We start from the raw sequence: 19,800 nt of genomic DNA on the forward strand, positions 1-19,800 counted from the left end.
GCTTTAAGGCTGACAATGCGACTGGCTTTCCCGACATTGATGTTCACTGCCCTAACCCTGCTGCTTGGGATCACTGGTGTGGACGCCGCACCGCTACATGCGATGACCGTCTATGGCGAACCGGCAAAGTACCCGCCCGGCTTCAGTCACTTCGATTACACCAACGCCCAGGCGCCAAAAGGCGGGACGATGCGCCGCTCGGCCATCGAGATAGGCCACTTCGATCATGTGCTGCCGTATATCGACAAAGGCATCGGCGTCAGCCAGATAGACGGCCTGCTGTATTCCCCGCTGGCCCAGCGCTCGCTCGACGAGCCCTACACCGTATACGGCCTCGTGGCGCAGAAAATGGAACGCTCGGATGACGGCCTGTCCCTGCGCTTCTTTATCAATCCAAAAGCCCGCTTCGCCGATGGCAAGCCGATCACCGCCGAAGACGTGCGCTACACCTATGATTTGCTGATGACCCAGGGCAGCCTGCGTTATCGCACCCAGTTCGCCGACGTCAAAGGCGTCGAAGTCGAAGCCCCGCTGACCGTGCGCTTCGATTTCAAGAGCAACGAAAACCGTACCCTGCCGCTGGACATCGCGACCCTGCCGGTATTTCCAGAACATTGGTGGAAGACCCGTGATTTCGCTGGCGGTGGCGGCTATGAACCGCCGCTGGGCAGCGGCCCGTATCGGGTCGGCAAAGTCGACTCCGGGCGCAGCATCACCTTTGAACGCAATCCCGACTGGTGGGGCAAGGACCTGCCGGTCAGCCGTGGCCTGTACAACTTCGATCATTTCAGCATCGAGTACTTCGGCGACACCGACGTCGCCCGCCAGGTCTTGCGCGGTGGCGCCTATGACTACAACCGTGAATTCTCCGCCACCGGCTACTCCATTGGTTACGACAGTCCGGCCCTGAGCGACGGTCGCCTGCAAAAGGCTCATCTGGCCACCGAGGCACCGCAGTCGGCCCAGGGTTTCGTGTTCAACCTGCAAAAGCCGATGTTCCAGGATCGCCGCGTTCGACAGGCCTTGGCCATGCTCTGGGATTTCGAATGGAGCAACCGGCAGATGATGCGCAACATGTACATTCGCCAGCAGAGTTACTTCTCCAACACCGACCTGGCCGCGCGCCAGCTGCCGGATGCCGCCGAGCTGAAGATTCTGGAACCCTTGCGCGGACAGATTCCCGACGAAGTGTTTACCCAGGTTTTCGAAGCGCCGAAAACCGATGGCAGCGGCCTTATCCGCGACAAACAACTGCAAGCGTTGGAGCTGCTGGAACAGGCCGGCTGGAAACCCGATGGCGACCAGTTGATCAACGACCGGGGCGAGCCGTTGAGTTTTACGTTCCTGGTCAGCCAGAACGGCATGGACCGTCTGCTGCTGCCGTACAAGCGCACACTTAAACAGATCGGCATCAACCTCGACATCCGTCGCATCGACTCCTCGCAATACGTCAACCGTCTGATGAGCCGCGACTACGACATGATTGTCACTGGTTACCCGGTCACCACCTCCCCCGGCGGCGAACTGTTGAACTACTTCGGTTCGGCATCGGCCAACGACCCCGGTGCCAACAATTACATGGTGCTGAAGAACCCGGCGGTCGACACCTTGATCAACGGCCTGATCCGCGCTTCGACCCAGGCCGATATGCTGCGTTACGCCCATGCACTGGATCGGGTTCTGCAATGGAACTACTACTGGATTCCCAACTACTACCCGCCGGGCACGTCCACCGTGTGGTGGAACCGTTTCGGCATTCCCACCGTGCAGGCGAGCAATGACGAAGCGATCGAGAGCTGGTGGGAAATCAGCAGCACGCCGCTGACAAACCAGCAGATGACGGCCGAGAAAATCAGCCGTGGCAGACCCGGAGGGCCGCACTGATGTGGGCTTACATACTGCGGCGCCTGCTGCTGATCATTCCGACGCTGGTGATTATTCTGCTGGTCAATTTCGTGATCATCCAGGCCGCGCCAGGTGGTCCGGTTGAACAAGCCATCGCCCACTTGCAAGGCATTGGCGGCGCCAGCGTCGGCGGCGGGGCGAGCGAGACCATGAGCGGCACGTCCCGCGCCAGTCGCGGCCTCGATCCGCAACTGATCAAGGACATCGAAAAACAGTACGGCTTCGACAAACCGGCCCATGAACGCCTGTGGCTGATGCTCAAGAACTACGCGCAGCTGGATTTCGGCAAGAGCTTCTTCCGTGGCGCCACGGTCACCGACCTGATCCTGCAGAAAATGCCGGTGACCATTTCCCTCGGCCTGTGGGCGACGCTGATCACTTATCTGGTGTCGATCCCGCTGGGCATCCGCAAAGCCGTGCACCACGGCAGCCATTTCGATATCTGGAGCAGCACGGCGATCATCATCGGCTACGCCATGCCGGCATTCCTGTTCGCGATGTTCCTGATCGTGGTGTTCGCCGGCGGCACCTCACTGAACTGGTTCCCGGTGCGCGGCTTGGTGTCCGACAACTTCGAATCCCTGTCAACGCTGGGCAAGATCACCGACTACTTCTGGCACCTGGTATTGCCCGTCACGGCACTGGTGATCGGCGGTTTCGCCACCCTCACCATCCTCACCAAGAACTCGTTCCTCAATGAAATCACCCGCCAATACGTGGTGACCGCGCGCGCCAAAGGCCTGAGCGAAAACCGGGTGCTCTATGGGCATGTGTTTCGCAACGCGATGCTGCTGGTGGTGTCGGGTATTCCCCAGGCGTTCATCAGCGTGTTCTTCGCCGGTTCGTTGCTGATCGAAGTGATCTTCTCCCTCGACGGTCTGGGGCGCATGAGTTACGAAGCGGCCGTGTCCCGTGATTATCCGGTGGTGTTCGGCTCGCTGTTCATCTTCACCCTGTTCGGCCTGCTGATAAAACTGATCGGCGACCTGTGCTACACGCTGGTCGACCCGCGCATCGACTTCGCCGCGAGGAATGCCTGATGTTCAAGCTCTCGCCTCTGGGCCGTCGCCGCTTCGAACGCTTCAAGAAAAACCGCCGGGGCTGGTGGTCGCTGTGGCTGTTTATCGGCCTGTTTCTGCTTAGTCTCGGCGGCGAACTGATCGCCAACGACAAGCCATTGGTCGTCAGTTATCAGGGCCAGTGGTACTTCCCGGTGTTCAAACGCCACACCGAACAGGAGTTCGGCGGACAACTGCCGTTCCAGGCCGACTACCGCAGCGATTACGTGCAGAAGCTGATCCGCAAGGACGGTGGCTGGCTGCTGTTTCCGCCAATTCCGTTCAGTGACGACACCCCGAACTACGACCTCAACAAACCGGCGCCGAGCCCGCCGACTTCGGTCAACTGGCTGGGCACCGACGATCAGGCGCGCGACGTCCTGGCGCGGGTGATCTTCGGCGCGCGGGTGTCGATCCTGTTCGCCCTGATGCTGACCTTCGTCAGCGCCCTGATCGGCATCGCGGCCGGCGCCCTGCAGGGCTATTACGGCGGCTGGGTCGATCTGCTCGGCCAGCGATTGCTGGAGGTCTGGTCGGGGTTGCCGGTGCTGTACCTGCTGATCATCCTCTCGGGATTCGTCGAGCCGAACTTCTGGTGGCTGCTGGGGATCATGGCGCTGTTTTCCTGGCTGGCGCTGGTGGACGTGGTCCGCGCCGAGTTTCTGCGCGGACGCAACCTTGAGTACGTCAAGGCTGCCCGGGCCCTGGGCTTGAGCGATCGCAAAGTGATTGTCCGGCACATCCTGCCCAACGCAATGAACGCGACCCTGAGCTACCTGCCGTTCATTCTGACCGGGGCGATTTCGACCCTGACCGCGCTGGACTTCCTCGGCTTCGGCATGCCTGCCGGCAGCGCGTCTCTGGGTGAGTTGATCGGTCAGGGCAAGCAGAACCTGCAGGCGCCGTGGCTCGGGTTGACCGCGTTTTTCACCCTGGCGCTGATTCTTTCCCTGTTGGTATTCATCGGCGAAGCGTTGCGCGATGCCTTTGACCCGCGCTCATGAACGGATCCTTGATATGACTGACAACCTGATCGAAATCCGTGACCTCAGCGTCGCCTTCCACGGCCAGACCGTGGTGCGGAACCTGTGCCTGGACATCCGCCCCGGCGAGTGCCTGGCACTGGTCGGCGAGTCGGGCTCGGGGAAATCTGTGACGGCCCATTCGATCCTGCAACTGCTCCCCGAATGCGATGCTCGGACCACCGGCAGCATCCGTTATCGTGGCCAGGAACTGGTCGGCGCTGATCCCAAGACCCTGCGCGACCTGCGGGGCAACCGCATCGCCATGATTTTCCAGGAGCCGATGACCTCGCTCAATCCGTTGCACACGATTGAAAAGCAGATTGGCGAGACCCTGTTGCTGCACCGTGGCCTCGGCGGCAAAGAGGCTCAGGCACGGATCCTCGAACTGCTGGAACTGGTGGGCATCCAGAAGCCGAAAGAACGGCTGAAGGCTTATCCGCATCAACTGTCCGGCGGCCAGCGCCAACGGGTGATGATCGCGATGGCCCTGGCCTGCGAACCCGAACTGCTGATCGCCGACGAACCGACCACAGCCCTCGATGTGACCGTGCAACGCAAGATCCTGGTGCTGCTCAAGTCCCTGCAACGGCGCCTTGGCATGTCGCTGCTGCTGATCAGCCACGACCTCAATCTGGTGCGCAGCATCGCCCAACGGGTGTGCGTGATGAAGGCCGGGGAAATCGTCGAGCAGGCGCCGTGCGAAACCCTGTTCACCGAACCGAAACACCCTTACAGCTGCGTGTTGCTCAACGCCGAACCGGAAGGCGAAGCGCTCCCGCGGGACGAACGCGAAAACGTGCTCGAAGTCGATAACCTGAGGGTGGATTTCACGGTCGGCGGCGGGTTGTTCCAGCGCAAGCAATACCTGCGCGCGGTGGACGGCATCAGCCTGAACATCCAGCGTGGCAAGACGCTGGGCATCGTCGGCGAGTCCGGTTCGGGCAAGTCGACCCTCGGTCAGGCGATCCTGCGGCTGCTCGACTCCAAGGGCAGCATTCGCTTCCAGGGCACGGCACTCGACGGTCTCGACCAGAAGCAGATGCGACCGTGGCGCCGGCAGATGCAGGTGGTGTTTCAGGATCCGTTCGGCAGCCTCAGCCCGCGCATGTCGGTGGCACAGATCATCAGCGAAGGGCTGGAAGTGCATTGCCAGTCCACCGCCGACGAGTGCGACGATCAGGTGATCCGCGTGCTCAAGGAAGTCGGGCTCGACCCTGAAAGCCGCCATCGCTATCCCCATGAGTTCTCCGGTGGCCAGCGTCAGCGCATTGCCATCGCCCGGGCGCTGGTGCTCAAACCAGCGCTGATCCTGCTCGACGAGCCGACGTCGGCACTGGATCGTACCGTGCAGAAACAGGTGGTCGCCCTGCTCCGCCAGCTTCAGGAAAAACACGGCCTGACCTATTTGTTCATCAGTCATGACCTGGCTGTGGTGCGGGCGCTGGCCCACGACATGATCGTGATCAAGGACGGCAAAGTGGTCGAAAGCGGCGCCAGCCATGACGTGTTCGACTCACCGCAGCATCCCTATACCAAAGAGCTGTTGGCGGCGGCGCATCCGGGATAGGCATAATCGCGCCACCTGACTTCCGCCAATGGACGCCGCCATGAACACCACCGAAAGCCTCAAGGATTACCAACGGGTCCGCACGCTGGCGATCCGTTCGTTGTTCGAGATCATCGAGCAATCCAGTGAAGGCACGGTGATTGTCGACCGTGATGCGAACATCGTCTGGATGAACGAGCGCTACGCCCGGCGCTTCGGTCTCGACTCCGCCGCCGGGGCCATCGGTAAACCCTGCGAAAGCGTGATCCCCGGCAGCCTGCTGCGCGAGGTGGTACGCACCGGGCGGCCGATTCTGCTGGACATGCAGGACACCCCGAAAGAACCGCTGGTGGTGATGCGCCTGCCGATCCATGACGACGCCGGCGCGGTGATCGGCGCCATCGGTTTTGCCCTGTTCGACGAACTGCGCACGCTGTCGCCGATGCTCAAGCGCTACCTGAGCATGCAGGAAGAACTGGCCTCGACCCGCTCGCTGCTGCGCGCCCGGCAGACCAAATACAACTTCGCACACTTCATCGGCACCAGCGCTGCCAGTCTGGAAGTCAAGCGCCGTGCCCGTCGCAGCGCCAGTGCCGAGTCGCCGGTTCTGTTGCTGGGCGAGACGGGCAGCGGCAAGGAGTTGCTGGCACAGGCCATCCACGGTGCTTCGCCACGGGCGCACAAGGCGTTCGTCAGCATCAACAGCGCGGCGATTCCCGAAGCGCTGCTCGAGGCCGAGTTCTTCGGCACCGCGCCCGGCGCCTTCACCGGCGCCGACCGCAAGGGCCGCACCGGCAAGTTGCAGATTGCCCAGGGCGGGACGCTGTTTCTCGACGAGATCGGCGACATGCCGCTGCCGCTGCAAAGCAAATTATTGCGGGTGTTGCAGGAAAAGGAATTCGAGCCTGTAGGCTCCAACGACGTGATCCAGAGCGATGTTCGGGTGATCGCCGCGACCTCGACGGATCTGGAAGCGGCAATCAAGCGTGGCGATTTCCGCGCGGATTTGTATTACCGGCTCAACGTGCTTCCGATTCAGGTACCGCCGCTGAGGGAGCGGCTGGATGATCTGCCGGCGCTCAGTGAGGCGATTCTTGAAGAGCTGCGCAGTCAGCACGAACTCAACCGTGAAGCGCTTGAGCTACTGGGTCAGCACGCCTGGCCGGGGAATATCCGCGAATTGCGCAACGTGCTGGAGCGAGCGGCGCTGCTCAGTGATGACCTGATGCTGACGGCGGATGACATTCGGGCGGCGATTGGCACGTTTACACCGGTTGAGCGAACACTGGCGCCTGTGTCAGAGCCAACAATAAACGAGACCTACAGTCAGGCCCGCGAGCGGTTTGACCGGCAGTTGATTCAATCCACCCTCGCGCAATGCGGGGGCAAGGTGATTGAGGCGGCTGAGCGGTTGGGACTGGGCCGTTCGACGCTTTACAAGAAAATGATTGCGCTGGGGATCGCCGAGTCTCAGTAAAGAGACTCAAATCCCAATAAAGAGACAAAATCAAAAGCTTCGCGGGCAAGCCCGCTCACACAGGGGAATGCGCTCAACTGTGGGAGCGGGCTTGCCCGCGAAAGCGTCCTCACAGCCATAGAAGTCTCAAAACAGAGACAAAATCTAGAAGGCCACCACCAAAAATCAAATTAATTCCTTTTATTTCAACAACTTAACCATCTGGCACAGATCTCGCTACAGCCCTCCCCACACCCGTTCCACCCACAAAAATAACAATCGAAGGAGCACACCATGAGTGTGATCATCGCCTTGGCAGCCCTCGCGCTGCTGATGCTCGCGGCCTACCGTGGCTACAGCGTTATCCTTTTTGCCCCGATCGCCGCCCTCGGCGCCGTCCTGCTCACCGACCCGTCTGCCGTCGCCCCTGCTTTCACCGGGGTGTTCATGGAGAAGATGGTCGGCTTCATCAAACTCTACTTTCCCGTGTTCCTGCTCGGCGCGGTGTTCGGCAAGCTGATCGAACTGTCGGGGTTTTCCCGCTCGATTGTTGCCGCAGCGATTCGTCTGCTCGGCACACGCCAGGCGATGCTGGTGATCGTGCTGGTCTGCGCCCTGCTCACCTACGGCGGCGTTTCGCTGTTCGTCGTGGTGTTCGCGGTCTACCCGTTCGCAGCGGAAATGTTCCGCCAGAGCAACATCCCCAAGCGCCTGATCCCGGCAACCATCGCCCTCGGCGCGTTCTCCTTCACCATGGACGCCCTGCCCGGCACGCCGCAGATCCAGAACATCATCCCCAGCACCTTCTTCAACACCACCGCGTGGGCGGCGCCGTGGCTGGGTGTGATCGGCACGATTTTCGTGTTCTGCGCCGGCATGCTGTTCCTGCAACGTCAACGCAACAAGGCGCAGCGTGCCGGTGAAGGCTACGGCACCGAACTGCGCAACGAACCGGAAACCGCCGAAGACCTGAAACTGCCAAACCCGTGGATCGCTCTTTCGCCACTGCTGGCGGTGGGCATCATGAACCTGCTGTTCACCCAATGGATTCCGCAGTGGTACGGCAAGACCCACAGCCTCGCGCTGCCTGGCATGACCGCGCCGGTCACCACCGAGATCGCCAAACTCACGGCGATCTGGGCGGTGCAGGCAGCCCTGTTGGTCGGCATCCTGATGGTGCTGGCGTTCGGCTTTCAGGCGATTCGCAGCAAACTCGCCGAAGGCAGCAAAAGTGCAGTCAGCGGTGCGTTGCTGGCGGCAATGAACACCGCCTCTGAATACGGTTTCGGCGCCGTCATCGCCTCGTTGCCGGGTTTTCTGGTGCTGGCCGACTGGCTCAAGAGCATTCCCAATCCGCTGGTCAACGAAGCGATCACCGTGACCCTGCTGGCCGGTATCACCGGTTCCGCTTCGGGCGGCATGAGCATCGCGCTGGCAGCGATGTCCGAACAATTCATCAGCGCTGCCCACGCCGCCAACATTCCGCTGGAAGTGCTGCACCGGGTGGCCGCGATGGCCAGCGGCGGCATGGACACCCTGCCGCACAACGGCGCCGTGATCACCCTGCTCGCCGTCACCGGCCTGACTCACCGTGAGGCCTACAAGGACATTTTCTGTATTACGCTGATCAAGACCCTGGCGGTTTTCGTGGTGATCGGCACTTTCTACGCCACTGGCATTGTGTGAGGTATTGATGACGACTCTTTCTGGCAAGACCGCACTGGTTACCGGCTCCACCAGCGGCATCGGGCTGGGCATTGCCCTGACGCTGGCCAAGGCTGGCGCCAATCTGATCCTCAACGGTTTTGGCGACGCGTCGAAGGTGATCGCCGAAGTCGAACAGTTCGGCGGCAAGGTCGGCCATCACCCGGCAGACGTCAGCGACCCTGCGCAGATCGCCGACATGATCGCCTACGCCGAGCGCGAATTCGGCGGCGTGGACATTCTGGTCAATAACGCCGGTATCCAGCACGTCGCGGCGGTGGAAGAGTTTCCGGTGGAGCGCTGGGATTCGATCATCGCCATCAACCTGTCGTCGGTGTTTCACAGCACCCGCCTCAGTCTGCCGGGCATGCGCGCCAAGGGTTGGGGACGGATCGTCAACATCGCCTCGGTGCACGGTCTGGTCGGGTCCACCGGCAAGGCCGCGTATGTAGCGGCCAAGCATGGCGTGATCGGCCTGACCAAGGTGGTCGGCCTGGAAACCGCCGCCAGCAACGTCACTTGCAACGCCATCTGCCCGGGTTGGGTGCTGACGCCGCTGGTGCAGAAGCAGATCGACGATCGCGCGGCCAAAGGTGTCGACCCGCAGCAGGCGCAGCACGATCTGCTGGCCGAAAAGCAGCCGTCGCTGGAGTTCGTCACCCCGGCGCATCTGGGCGAACTGGTGCTGTTCCTGTGCAGCGAGGCCGGCAGCCAGGTGCGTGGCGCAGCGTGGAACATCGATGGCGGGTGGCTGGCGCAGTAAGCCCTGCCCTTGTGGGAGCCAGCCTGCTGGCGATAGCGGATCATCATTTGACTGACCGATCTCAATCGCCAGCAGGCTGGCTCCCACAGGTCATGTGAACAACAAAAAAAAGAGGCAAACCATGTCCGACATTCTCTGGCAGCCCGATGCCAAACGCATTGCCCGGTCCCGCATGGACGGCTTTCGGCGCTTCATCAATCAGCGCCACCACCTGAAGCTCGACGACTACCCGGCCCTGCACCAATGGTCCATCGACCAGCGCGAAGCGTTCTGGCAGGCGATCGTGGATTTCTCCGACATCAGTTTTCACACCCAGCCCGACGCTGTTCTGCGTGGAGGCATGAAAATGCCGGGGGCCGAATGGTTTCCCGGCGCCACGTTGAATTTCGCCGAGCATCTGCTGAGTCGGCGCGACGATGCCATCGCTGTGATCGCTATCGGGGAAAACGGCCAGCGAGAACTGCTGACCTGGACCGAACTGGCCCAGCAAGTCGCCGGGTTCCAGGCCAGTCTGCAAGCGGCCGGCGTCGTGCTCGGCGACCGTGTTGCAGCCTGCATGCCCAACACCTGGCAAACCCTGGTGGCGATGCTCGCGACCACCAGCCTGGGGGCGATCTGGTCTTGCTCGTCGCCGGACTTCGGCACCCACGGCGTGATCGACCGGTTTGGCCAGATCGAACCGAAAGTACTCATCACCTGTGCCGGTTACCGTTACGCCGGCAAAGAGATCGACCAGACCGTCAAGATCAACGAAATCCTCGAACAGCTGCCATCCCTGCAACAGCTGATCATCGTGCCCTACGCACGACCTCACGCCCATGCCACGGATTACCGCACGCCCGCCAACGTCACGCTGTGGGACGACTTCTATGACCCCGGCGATGAGCCGCACTTCGTCCCGGTGACGTTCGACCATCCGCTGTACGTGCTGTATTCCAGCGGCACCACCGGCGTGCCGAAATGCATCGTGCACAGCACCGGCGGCGTGCTGCTGCAACACGTCAAGGAGCACGGGCTGCATGTCGACCTGGGCCCAGGCGACCGTTTGTTCTACTACACCACCTGCGGCTGGATGATGTGGAACTGGCTGGTCTCGGCACTGGCGGTCGGCAGCGCGGTGGTGCTTTATGACGGTTCACCGTTTTATCCGGACAACGAGCGATTGCTGGAGTTGCTGGACGACGAGCAGGTCAGCGTGTTCGGCACCAGCCCGAAATTCCTCGCCACACTGGAAAGCAGCGGCATCAAACCGCGTGAAAGCCATGACTTCAGCCGCATGAAAACCCTGCTCTGCACCGGCTCCGCACTGTCGCCGCAGAGTTATGACTTCGTCTATCGCGACTTCAAATCAGACGTTTGCCTGTCCTCGATGTCCGGCGGTACGGACATCGTGTCCTGCTTCGTCAACGGTAACCCGATGTCAGCGGTCCGCCGGGGCGAGATCATGGGCAAGAGTCTGGCCATGGCGGTGGAAGTGTGGAACGACGCCGGGCAACCGGTGATTGGCGAAAAGGGTGAGCTGGTGTGCACGCGACCATTCCCGGCGATGCCCATCGGACTCTGGAACGACCCCGATGGCGAGAAGCTGCGCAAATCCTATTTCAGTCAGTTCCCCGGCGTCTGGGCCCAGGGTGACTACGCCGAACAACTGCCTCACGGCGGGATGCTGATTCACGGCCGCTCCGACGCCGTGCTCAACCCTGGTGGCGTGCGTATCGGCACGGCAGAAATCTACCGCCAGGTGGAGAAAGTCCCGCAAGTGCTGGACAGCGTCGCCATCGGCCAGCAGTGGCAGGACGACGTGCGCGTGGTGCTGTTCGTGCGTCTCAAGGAAGGCGTAGCGCTGGATGAGGCGCTGCAACAGCAGATCCGCCAGGTGATCCGCGCCAACACCACGCCGCGGCATGTGCCGGCAAAGATCGTTGCAGTCACCGACATTCCACGCACGATCAGCGGCAAAGTGGTTGAACTGGCAGTTCGCAATGTCGTGCACGGTGAGCCCGTGAAAAACACCGATGCCCTGGCCAACCCCGAAGCATTGGAGCAGTTTCGGGATCGACCAGAACTGACTGGTCAGTGAAATGGGGCATCCTCTGAGTGGATGCCCCAGCGATCAAAGGTCGAACGCCAGCAGGACTTCTCCTTCAATCTGCTCGCCGTTGCTGGCCGTCACGGCGCTCTGCAGGGTTTCAAGGTTGCGACGGAATCGCCAGTTGTACTCACCCGACGCCTGATCCAACAACAGGGTCATCACGGCGTAGGTATCGGCATTCTCCAGGGCGCGACTCTTGTCGTATTTTCCCGACGCGCCTTCGCCGGTCGATGCTTTGAAACTGCCCCGGCTCGCATCCACACCGGCATCGGCCTGGATACTCGTCGGGACGCGCGCGTGACCCCGCGCCAGATTAATCAACGGTGCGACGTCCAACTTATAATGCTCGGCCTCGATTGCCGGCTTCATGGGGGCAATTGCAAGCTGTCGGAATTTCGGATCGACTTTAAAGACTTCATGAATCAGGTCATCGGCAATGACGTTGGTACTCAGATGTGCATTGTGGAAATGATCCTGCAGATTTTCTCCGTACACCTTCATAAACCGATGCGTCTCGGAGGCTGGCTTGCCCGCTCGCCTCCACGCAAGGTAAAGCGCGGAGTCGATAAGCATCGTTCGGCCATCCTCCTGAACCGCTTCCAGAAGGCAGTTGCCGAACGAAAAGCCGTCGAAGTCGGTTTTGATTAACTTGAGATACGTCAGCATGTTGTCTCGCCCCCTGGCACTGCTGCCAAACAGCAAACCGGCTACCAGGTCAGTCTTGAGCTGATCGACATTATTGACTAGAGACCTCAAGGCTCCATCGACCTTGCTGGACGCCCTGGGCAAGGCTCTGCCGATGATTTGGCCGATATAGACATCCGGCAGTTTTCGGAAAGACTGATAGGGTCGCAACGCATGAGCAAAGGTGAAATCACTCAGCTTCGGCCCCCATGCACGTCCTGATTGGCTGATTGCGTACCAGTGAGCACCTTGGTTGAGCGACCGGACAGTCAGTGCTTGAGCCGTCTTAGCCGATGGCCGCCAGCTACCCTGGCACAGTCTTGCGAAATCATTCACCTGCGACAGATCGACAGACGCTGCATGGCCCACAATTCGACGCAACTGGAACCTGGCGGACGAGAGAGTCTTCACACCATTTCGAACAAGCCGCGCACCGCCTCGTGCCAGTAGTTTGCCGCCGGTTCTGGCCATCGCGCCAAAGCCATCGAGTGGATTGAAGACCGAAATCGTCGTGCTCAAGGCGAACCTGGCCAGACTGGCAACCTTAGCCGTAGTCGACACCGAACGCGCGATCACGCTCATCACTTTGCTGGCGACGCCAACAGCGGTTCCGAGCAGTCCGATAGCATCCATGACGCAACCAAACACACCACTGCCAATACGATCCTTGTCACCGGAGGTCAGATCGGCGATACAGCTTCTGAAAGGCACTACCAGATTCAGAACGTACTCCCCGAGTTTCTCCAGACGTTGCCTTTCTTCTTCCAGCGGCGTCGGCAGCAATGCGACGGATTCGACATCCTTGTAGGTCGCTGGCGGATGATGATCGACGATAAAGGCTGCCAGCGCCGTTAATTGAACGTCGTCAAAACTTTGATAGGCAGTACCGTTGTATTCGGCCGAACGATTTATTTTGCGCAGCGTTCCCAGTTTGTCGATGACACCGCGACTGTCGTTGGCACTGGCGCTTCTGCGCCCTTCGGTGAAACACCCCAGGTCCGTCGGCAACGTCAGTACCGCTGCTGCCGGCACGTACGCTTTCAGATTCCCGTCATAGTCCAGACGCGAAGCCTTGTTCATGGCACCGCAAAGGCGGACCAGTTCAGCCAGTCGTTCATTTTTGCGACACACACCCTGCAAGGTGAATACTTCATAGCAGAGCAGTTCATTGCCACCCTTCAAGGCACACATGACAAAGCCATAACGGCCGGTCGCTTCATCTCGAGCCTGCTGAGTCTCCGACAGCACCGTCCTGGAAACTGACGCGGCGCCCGTCAAGCCATTCTGTGTGGACACCGGCGGCGTGTGATAAACACCTACGGACGGTCGCAGGGTGAAGAAACTGACATCACCGTTCAGAAATACCCGACGATCCGCCGAAGGCATTCTGGAAATGGCCAGCTTCAACGTGGTGGTCATTGCACCTTTCAGGTTGTCATACCACCGCGAAACTTCCTTGATTACAAAGGGCTTGATCGGCGCCAACGCGTATATCGGCGCGCCGAACTGTCTGAAGATGCTGGGTTGATTCATCAGGTCCCACTGCCGGCTCGTAAGTTCTCCCGAGGCATGAATTTCGACCATTGATCTGGCTTTCGGATCGGGTTTGGTCACTTTATCCAGTACAGGCCGTATGTCCAACGCGAACGATGGTGCAGGCACCTCGCCCGCATCACGCACTCGCTGTTCAAAAAGAACGTCCTTCTCCAGGAAATCGCATCCCGGAAGGGCTCTTTTCAACTCTTGCAATGCGCAGGTCATTTTGTCAGGCAATGGTCTGGCCAGCACCTCGGCTGTCCGGGCTAACAGTTTCATATGCGTTTCATAATGGCCAAACACCACATTCGATGCGCTCTGAGGGTCCGCAGCCAAGGCGTCATGAGTGATGATGCCGTTGATAAGCCCCCAATCGAGCACCGGGTCAATGACCGCAATGGCTCGTAGATCACGCAAGGATTTGCTCGGCGGTTCCATATTGCCAAACACTTGGATTTTGCTGGCATTCATTACACGGGCCAGCCCTTTGGTTTTCAGCTCGAGGGTCGCCACCGCACTGCAAAAGCTGATCCAGCCAACAGAACCGACCAGCATATCTTCACTGATGCCTTGCACCAGAAATTCCGGTGCCTGTTCACCGAGCATGATATGGGCGGCCAGAGCGCCGGCTTCCCGGGACACTTTTTTTGTAGCAATCAAATGATTTTCGAAGTGTTTGAAGACTGCATAAGGATGCAAATCGCAATTAGCTGGCTGATAAAGATCATACCCACAAATAACGTTTCTGTTGGCAGAGCCTTCTGTTGAGTCTAGATCGATAATAATGGCGCTCAACATCAATTGACCCAGTTCTTCCGGCGCCATGGAGTCGGTGTCATCGGCGCCATACCAATCCAGTGCCTGGATATATTTTTTCGCCAGAAGTTGAGTGTCCTCGTGAAACAAAATCCCCTCTATCAACCATCCATTATCGGCATTGGCTCCTGCCAACGCGCTTGCGGCGCCCTTGTATACCTTGTCCAGCAATCGGACATCATGGGTTAATAAAGTAGCTGTAAAAGCCTTGATACGACTTTTTTCTGCATCTGTCAGAACGACGGACATCTCATCTTCGCCACTGATCTGCCCCCAATAATTCCCAAACCAAGGATCAAATGCTTCAAGGCTTAGATGCTCGATAAGCTTTTTGCAATCGCCCACAGTGGCAGGAATATCGAACTCATAGAATCTCAGCCATTGTTCCAGCGACCCTTCATTGGTGTCCCAGATCACTCCACCTGTCTGCGCCGCGCACCGCGCCAACAAGTCCAAGTCACTGCGGTCTTGGTCGAGGGTGGCGTACAGCGGCAACGGGGGCAGCACCTTACCTTTGGAAAAAATCAGCAGTTCACCCTCTTCCGTCAAGGCGGCGTGGCTATAGGTTTCGATAGCAAGTGCATTGATAACGTCCTGTATGAATGCACGCTCCTGCAGTTCCTCGATGCGGCCAGCCAGCGGTGCATGCAGATTGTAAATTGACGAGCCCTTGACCATGTTAAAAAAACTGCCTGACAGATCCAGCTGAACATCATCGGTCTCGCCATACTTGCCGACATTCTTATTCAGTCGTTCTACAACCAATAGTGTTTCTTCACGATCAGCTGCCAAACGTTTTACATCCGCCTCTGTCGTCGAGACAGCAGACGCATTCGATTGAATTCTCACAAATAATCCTCAAAAAATATCTGACAAAAGAACAGGCAAATAACCTTTAAACAGACTCAAGCAAATACTGTTTAAAATCGATCCTTACGATGTCAGCTAATTTTTCAGAACCATTCAAAAGTATGCAAACTTCAAAAAAACAATAACAAAACCAGCACAACGCCTTTTACTCTTCAAAATTGCCAGGCCTTGCGGAAAAACATTTTTTACAGTTGCTTACTATTCATCAAGCAGCCCCCAACTTTCCGAAGAAGTTTTGTCGGCACGTACATTTTGCTCATTTAACTTCAGTGAAAGACGCAAGTTATTGACTGAGTCAGCATTTCTCAATGCTTCGTCTTCACTGATTGCACCTTCAATCACTAGTTGATGCAGGGCGCTGTCAAAGGTGCGCATACCAAGTTCCCCGGACTTTTCCATGATGACTTTCAGATCGTCCAACTGGTTGTTCTTGATCAGGTCGGCAATCGTCGGCGATCCCAGCATCACTTCCACGGCCGCGCGCCGCTGCCCATCGACGGTTCGTACCAGACGCTGGGACACGAGAGCCTTGAGGTTGTTGCCCAAGGCGTGCATCAGTTGAGGACGCCGCTCCTCGGGAAATAAATTGACGGCTCGATCCAGCGCCTGACTGGCGTTGACAGCATGCAATGTGGAGAGAACCAGATGCCCGGTTTCGGCGAACGCCAATGCATGCTCCATGGTCTCGCGGTCGCGGATCTCGCCGATCAGCACCACGTCCGGAGCCTGGCGCAAGGTGTTCTTGAGCGCCGCATGAAAGCTACGTGTGTCGACCCCGACTTCGCGCTGATTGATGATCGACTTCTTGTGTCGATGGATATACTCCACCGGATCCTCAATGGTGATGATGTGCCCGCTGCTGTGGCGATTGCGATGATCGATCAGCGCCGCCAGGGAGGTAGACTTGCCGGAGTCGGTAGCGCCCACGAACAGAATCAACCCCTGCTTGAGCATCACCGTTTCGAGCAGCACTGGCGGTAATTTGAGGTCTTCGAATCGCGGAATGTCGAGTTTGACGTTACGGATAACAATCGACACGTCGTTGCGTTGTTTGAAAATATTGACCCGGAAGCGGCCGATACCCGTTCGAGAAATCGCCAGGTTCATTTCCAGATCCCGGTCGAACTCACGGCGCTGCTCGGCGTCCATCAGGGAGGCGGCGACACTGCTCACCTCGCCGGGTTTGAAGGGCTGGTCGCTCAAGGGCGTCAGTACCCCGTCGAACCGCGCACTGGGTGGTGCACCGGTGGAAAGAAACAGATCCGAACCGTGACGGCTCGCCAGCAGTTTGAGCAGTGCGTCGATTTCCATGGCAAGAAACACCCGTGAAGCTTTCAATGAATCGCAAGGCCCGTCGTCGTGACGCAACGGGCCTTACAGCGTCTACCGCACTAGGATAGTAGACGCCGCCTCACCGACCGATGCTCAGGATTGATGTGATGAACGCTGTACCGAACACCAACGACGCCCAGGCATTGATTGCCCGCACCAACTGGAGCCGCAGCCCGCTGGGCGCTTCCGGCACCTGGCCACAGAGCTTGCGCACCGCGGTGGACATCGTGATTCACTCGCCGATGCCGATGCTGCTGTTGTGGGGTCCGCAGTTGACCCAGATCTACAACAACGGCTTTGCGCTGCTGGCCGGCAGCAAGCATCCGCACGCTTTCGGACAGCCGGCACACCAGATATGGCCGGAACTTCGAGACTTTACCGACCCGATTTACAGCGCAGTCCTACAAGGCCAGGTGCGAACCTACAGCGAACGGCGCTTCACCTTGCAACGGGACGGCAAGGATTCCGACTTCTGGCTGGATTTGACCTACAGCCCGATCCGCGATGAAAGCGCGCAAGTGGCTGGCATTCTGGTCACCGCCATTGAAACCAACGAACGCCGGCGCATCGCCCTGGAACTGCAGCAACGCTCGGAAGACAGTCTCAAGGCCCAGCGCGAAAGCGAAGAGCGCCTGCAACTGGCGCTGGCAGCCACCGATGCGGTCGGCACCTGGGATTGGGACATCGGCGAAGACCGCTTCATCGCCGACGCGCATTTCGCCCAGTTGCACGGTGTCGATCCGGCGCTGGCCGGTCAGTTGCCGATCAGCGAATACCTGCAAGGCGTGCACCCCGAAGACCGCGCGATGATTGCCCGCAGCATCAAGCACTGCATCACCCACGGCACCGAATACGCCGAGGAATACCGGTTACTGCAAGCCAATGGCGAGCTGCGCTGGGTGTTCGCCCGCGGGCGCTGCTACAAGGATCATCATGGCCGGCCGATGCGTTTTCTCGGCGCCGCGCTGGATCTGACCGAGCGCAAGCACACCGAACAGGCATTGCGCCAAAGCCAGACCGAGCTGCAACTGATCATCAACGCCATGCCGATCCTGATCAGCTATGTCGACCACGAAGAACGCTTTCGCCTGAACAACGCCGCGTACCTCGACTGGTACGGGCTCACGCCTCAAGAGCTGTACGGTCGCACGATCCGTGAGGTGATCGGCGAAGAGGCCTATTTCCTGCGGGCGCCGTACATCGCCGAAGCCCTCGCCGGCCGCCCTTGCTCGTTCAGCCTGTACACGCCGCACCGCGACGGCAGCCAGCGGCATGCCTTGATGAACTACCTGCCGCGCCACGGCGCGGACGGTGCGGTGAACGGTTTCTACATCTTCGTGATCGACGAGACCGAACGTAAAAAGACCGAAGAAGCCCTGCGCAACCTCAATGAAACCCTTGAGGAACGCGTGAGTGCGCGCACCGAACAACTGGCCCAGGCCAACCAGCGTTTGCAGAACGAGATGTTCGAACGCGAACGCGCCGAAGACGCTCTGCGCCATGCGCAGAAAATGGAAGCGGTCGGCCAGCTCACCGGCGGCATCGCCCACGACTTCAACAACATGCTGACCGGCATCATCGGCAGCCTCGACCTGATGCAGCGCTACATCGCCAATGGCCGCGCCGATGAGATCGGCCGTTTCACCGACGCGGCGGTGTCCTCGGCCAACCGCGCGGCGGCACTGACCCACCGTCTGCTGGCGTTCTCCCGGCGCCAGTCGCTGGATCGCAAGACCATCGACGTCAACGAACTGATCCGTTCGCTGGAAGACCTGATCCGCCGCACCAAGGGTGATCCGATCGAGCTCAAGTTGCGCCTCGCCGACAATGTCTGGTCCGTCAGTACGGATGTCAGCCAACTGGAAAACGCCCTGCTCAACCTGGTGATCAACGCCCGCGACGCTATGCCCGACGGCGGCGAGCTGTTGATCGAAACCGCCAACGTCTACCTCGACGGCAACGACATCACCACCCTCGAACCGGTCAAGGCCGGTGACTACTTGATGCTCGCGGTGAGCGACAACGGCACCGGCATGACGCCTTCGGTGCGCTCCAAGGCGTTCGATCCGTTCTTTACGACCAAACCCATCGGGCAAGGCACCGGGCTCGGGTTATCGATGATTTATGGCTTTGCCCAGCAATCGGGTGGACACGTCAGCCTCGACAGCCTGCCTGGCCAGGGCACCTGCGTGCGGCTGTACTTGCCGCGCCTCCACGCGCCGGAACCTGAGCAGCCATTGGCGGAAACGGTCAGCGAGACACCCACCCCCGCGACCGGCGAAACCGTGGTGGTGGTCGAGGACGATCCGGCGGTGCGCATGCTGGTGATGGACCTGCTCAAGGAGCTGGGTTATCGCGCCCATGAGGCCGAAGACGCCAAGGGTGCCTTGCCATTGCTCGAATCCGACTTGCGGGTTGACCTGCTGGTGACCGACGTCGGCCTGCCAGGCATGAACGGCCGGCAACTGGCTGAGATCGCCCGCCAGCATCGTCCCGGGCTCAAAGTGTTGTTCATGACCGGTTACGCGCAGAAAGCCGCCGAACGCCAGGGCTTCCTCGAAGACGGTATGGACATGGTCGCCAAACCGTTTTCCATCGAACAGCTGGCCGGCAAGATCCGCACGATGACCAGCCAAACCCCGTGACTTGAGGCATAATCCGCGCCCCGCCGTCACCCCGCTACAGGTATTGCACGATGAAAGCCCAAGCCCGCCATATTCTGGTGAAGACCGCCGAAGAGGCTGAAAAACTCAAACAACGCATCGCCAATGGTGAAGCGTTCGATGTGCTGGCGAAGAAGTTTTCGACCTGTCCGTCCGGCAAGCGCGGCGGCGATCTGGGTGAAGTGCGGCCGGGACAGATGGTCGGCGCGATCGATGCGGTGATCTTCAAAAAGCCGCTGCGCACGGTGCACGGGCCGATCAAGAGCAAGTTCGGTTATCACCTGGTGCAGGTGTTTTACCGCGATTAAGTGTTTGGCTTCAGGGCCAATCGCGAGCAGGCCCGCTCCCAC

At 59.5% G+C, this 19,800-nt stretch carries 12 protein-coding genes; 10 read left to right on the forward strand and 2 right to left on the reverse strand.

Annotation, left to right across the window (positions count from 1 at the left end; translation table 11 throughout):
- Positions 1-15 precede the first annotated feature (15 nt).
- The 8 genes from PDR5_RS15845 (at position 16) to PDR5_RS15880 (ending at position 11,537) form a co-directional block, all read left to right on the forward strand.
- The gene (locus PDR5_RS15845; protein ID WP_064596980.1) at positions 16-1,884 is read left to right on the forward strand and encodes an extracellular solute-binding protein; all 1,869 of its coding nucleotides are present in this window, start codon (positions 16-18) and stop codon (positions 1,882-1,884) included.
- The gene (locus PDR5_RS15850; RefSeq protein WP_007952064.1) at positions 1,884-2,945 is read left to right on the forward strand and encodes a microcin C ABC transporter permease YejB; all 1,062 of its coding nucleotides are present in this window, start codon (positions 1,884-1,886) and stop codon (positions 2,943-2,945) included. The genes PDR5_RS15845 and PDR5_RS15850 overlap by 1 nt, the downstream gene beginning before the upstream one ends.
- A complete protein-coding gene (locus tag PDR5_RS15855; RefSeq protein WP_007952058.1) occupies positions 2,945-3,967 on the forward strand; it encodes an ABC transporter permease in 1,023 nt (340 codons plus the stop codon). Before PDR5_RS15850 ends, PDR5_RS15855 begins: the two co-directional genes overlap by 1 nt.
- 13 nt (positions 3,968-3,980) lie before the next feature.
- The gene (locus PDR5_RS15860; RefSeq protein WP_064596982.1) at positions 3,981-5,555 is read left to right on the forward strand and encodes an ABC transporter ATP-binding protein; all 1,575 of its coding nucleotides are present in this window, start codon (positions 3,981-3,983) and stop codon (positions 5,553-5,555) included.
- A 40-nt stretch (positions 5,556-5,595) separates the two neighbouring features.
- Positions 5,596-7,011, forward strand: coding sequence for a sigma-54 interaction domain-containing protein (locus PDR5_RS15865; RefSeq protein WP_064596984.1), 1,416 nt, complete (start codon positions 5,596-5,598; stop codon positions 7,009-7,011).
- Positions 7,012-7,284: 273 nt separating this feature from the next.
- Positions 7,285-8,676, forward strand: a complete 1,392-nt coding sequence (locus PDR5_RS15870) for a GntP family permease (protein ID WP_064596987.1) — start codon at positions 7,285-7,287, stop codon at positions 8,674-8,676.
- Between the two features lie 7 nt (positions 8,677-8,683).
- The gene (hbdH, locus tag PDR5_RS15875; protein WP_007952053.1) at positions 8,684-9,457 is read left to right on the forward strand and encodes a 3-hydroxybutyrate dehydrogenase; all 774 of its coding nucleotides are present in this window, start codon (positions 8,684-8,686) and stop codon (positions 9,455-9,457) included.
- A 121-nt stretch (positions 9,458-9,578) separates the two neighbouring features.
- Entirely contained in the window at positions 9,579-11,537 is a 1,959-nt protein-coding gene (locus PDR5_RS15880; RefSeq protein WP_064596989.1) for an acetoacetate--CoA ligase, read from the forward strand.
- Between the two features lie 33 nt (positions 11,538-11,570).
- Here the strand turns inward: PDR5_RS15880 and PDR5_RS15885 are convergent, their stop codons facing one another.
- Together PDR5_RS15885 and PDR5_RS15890 are read right to left on the reverse strand one after the other, a co-directional pair.
- Positions 11,571-15,434: a hypothetical protein gene (locus PDR5_RS15885; RefSeq protein ID WP_156669339.1), complete on the reverse strand. Its 3,864-nt coding sequence runs from the start codon at positions 15,432-15,434 to the stop codon at positions 11,571-11,573.
- 219 nt (positions 15,435-15,653) lie between these two features.
- The gene (locus PDR5_RS15890) at positions 15,654-16,766 is read right to left on the reverse strand and encodes a PilT/PilU family type 4a pilus ATPase (RefSeq protein ID WP_064596992.1); all 1,113 of its coding nucleotides are present in this window, start codon (positions 16,764-16,766) and stop codon (positions 15,654-15,656) included.
- Between the two features lie 128 nt (positions 16,767-16,894).
- On the opposite strand from PDR5_RS15890, the gene PDR5_RS15895 reads away from it, so the two are divergent.
- Positions 16,895-19,432 (forward strand): PAS domain-containing hybrid sensor histidine kinase/response regulator, encoded by a 2,538-nt coding sequence (locus PDR5_RS15895; RefSeq protein ID WP_064596994.1) that lies wholly within the window; start codon positions 16,895-16,897, stop codon positions 19,430-19,432.
- 50 nt (positions 19,433-19,482) lie between these two features.
- Positions 19,483-19,758 carry a peptidylprolyl isomerase gene (locus PDR5_RS15900; protein WP_007952044.1) on the forward strand — a complete coding sequence of 92 codons (276 nt, stop codon included), beginning with the start codon at positions 19,483-19,485 and terminating at the stop codon, positions 19,756-19,758.
- Positions 19,759-19,800: the final 42 nt, after the last annotated feature.

Source organism: Pseudomonas sp. DR 5-09 (assembly GCF_001655595.1).
Lineage (GTDB): Bacteria > Pseudomonadota > Gammaproteobacteria > Pseudomonadales > Pseudomonadaceae > Aquipseudomonas > Aquipseudomonas pharyngis.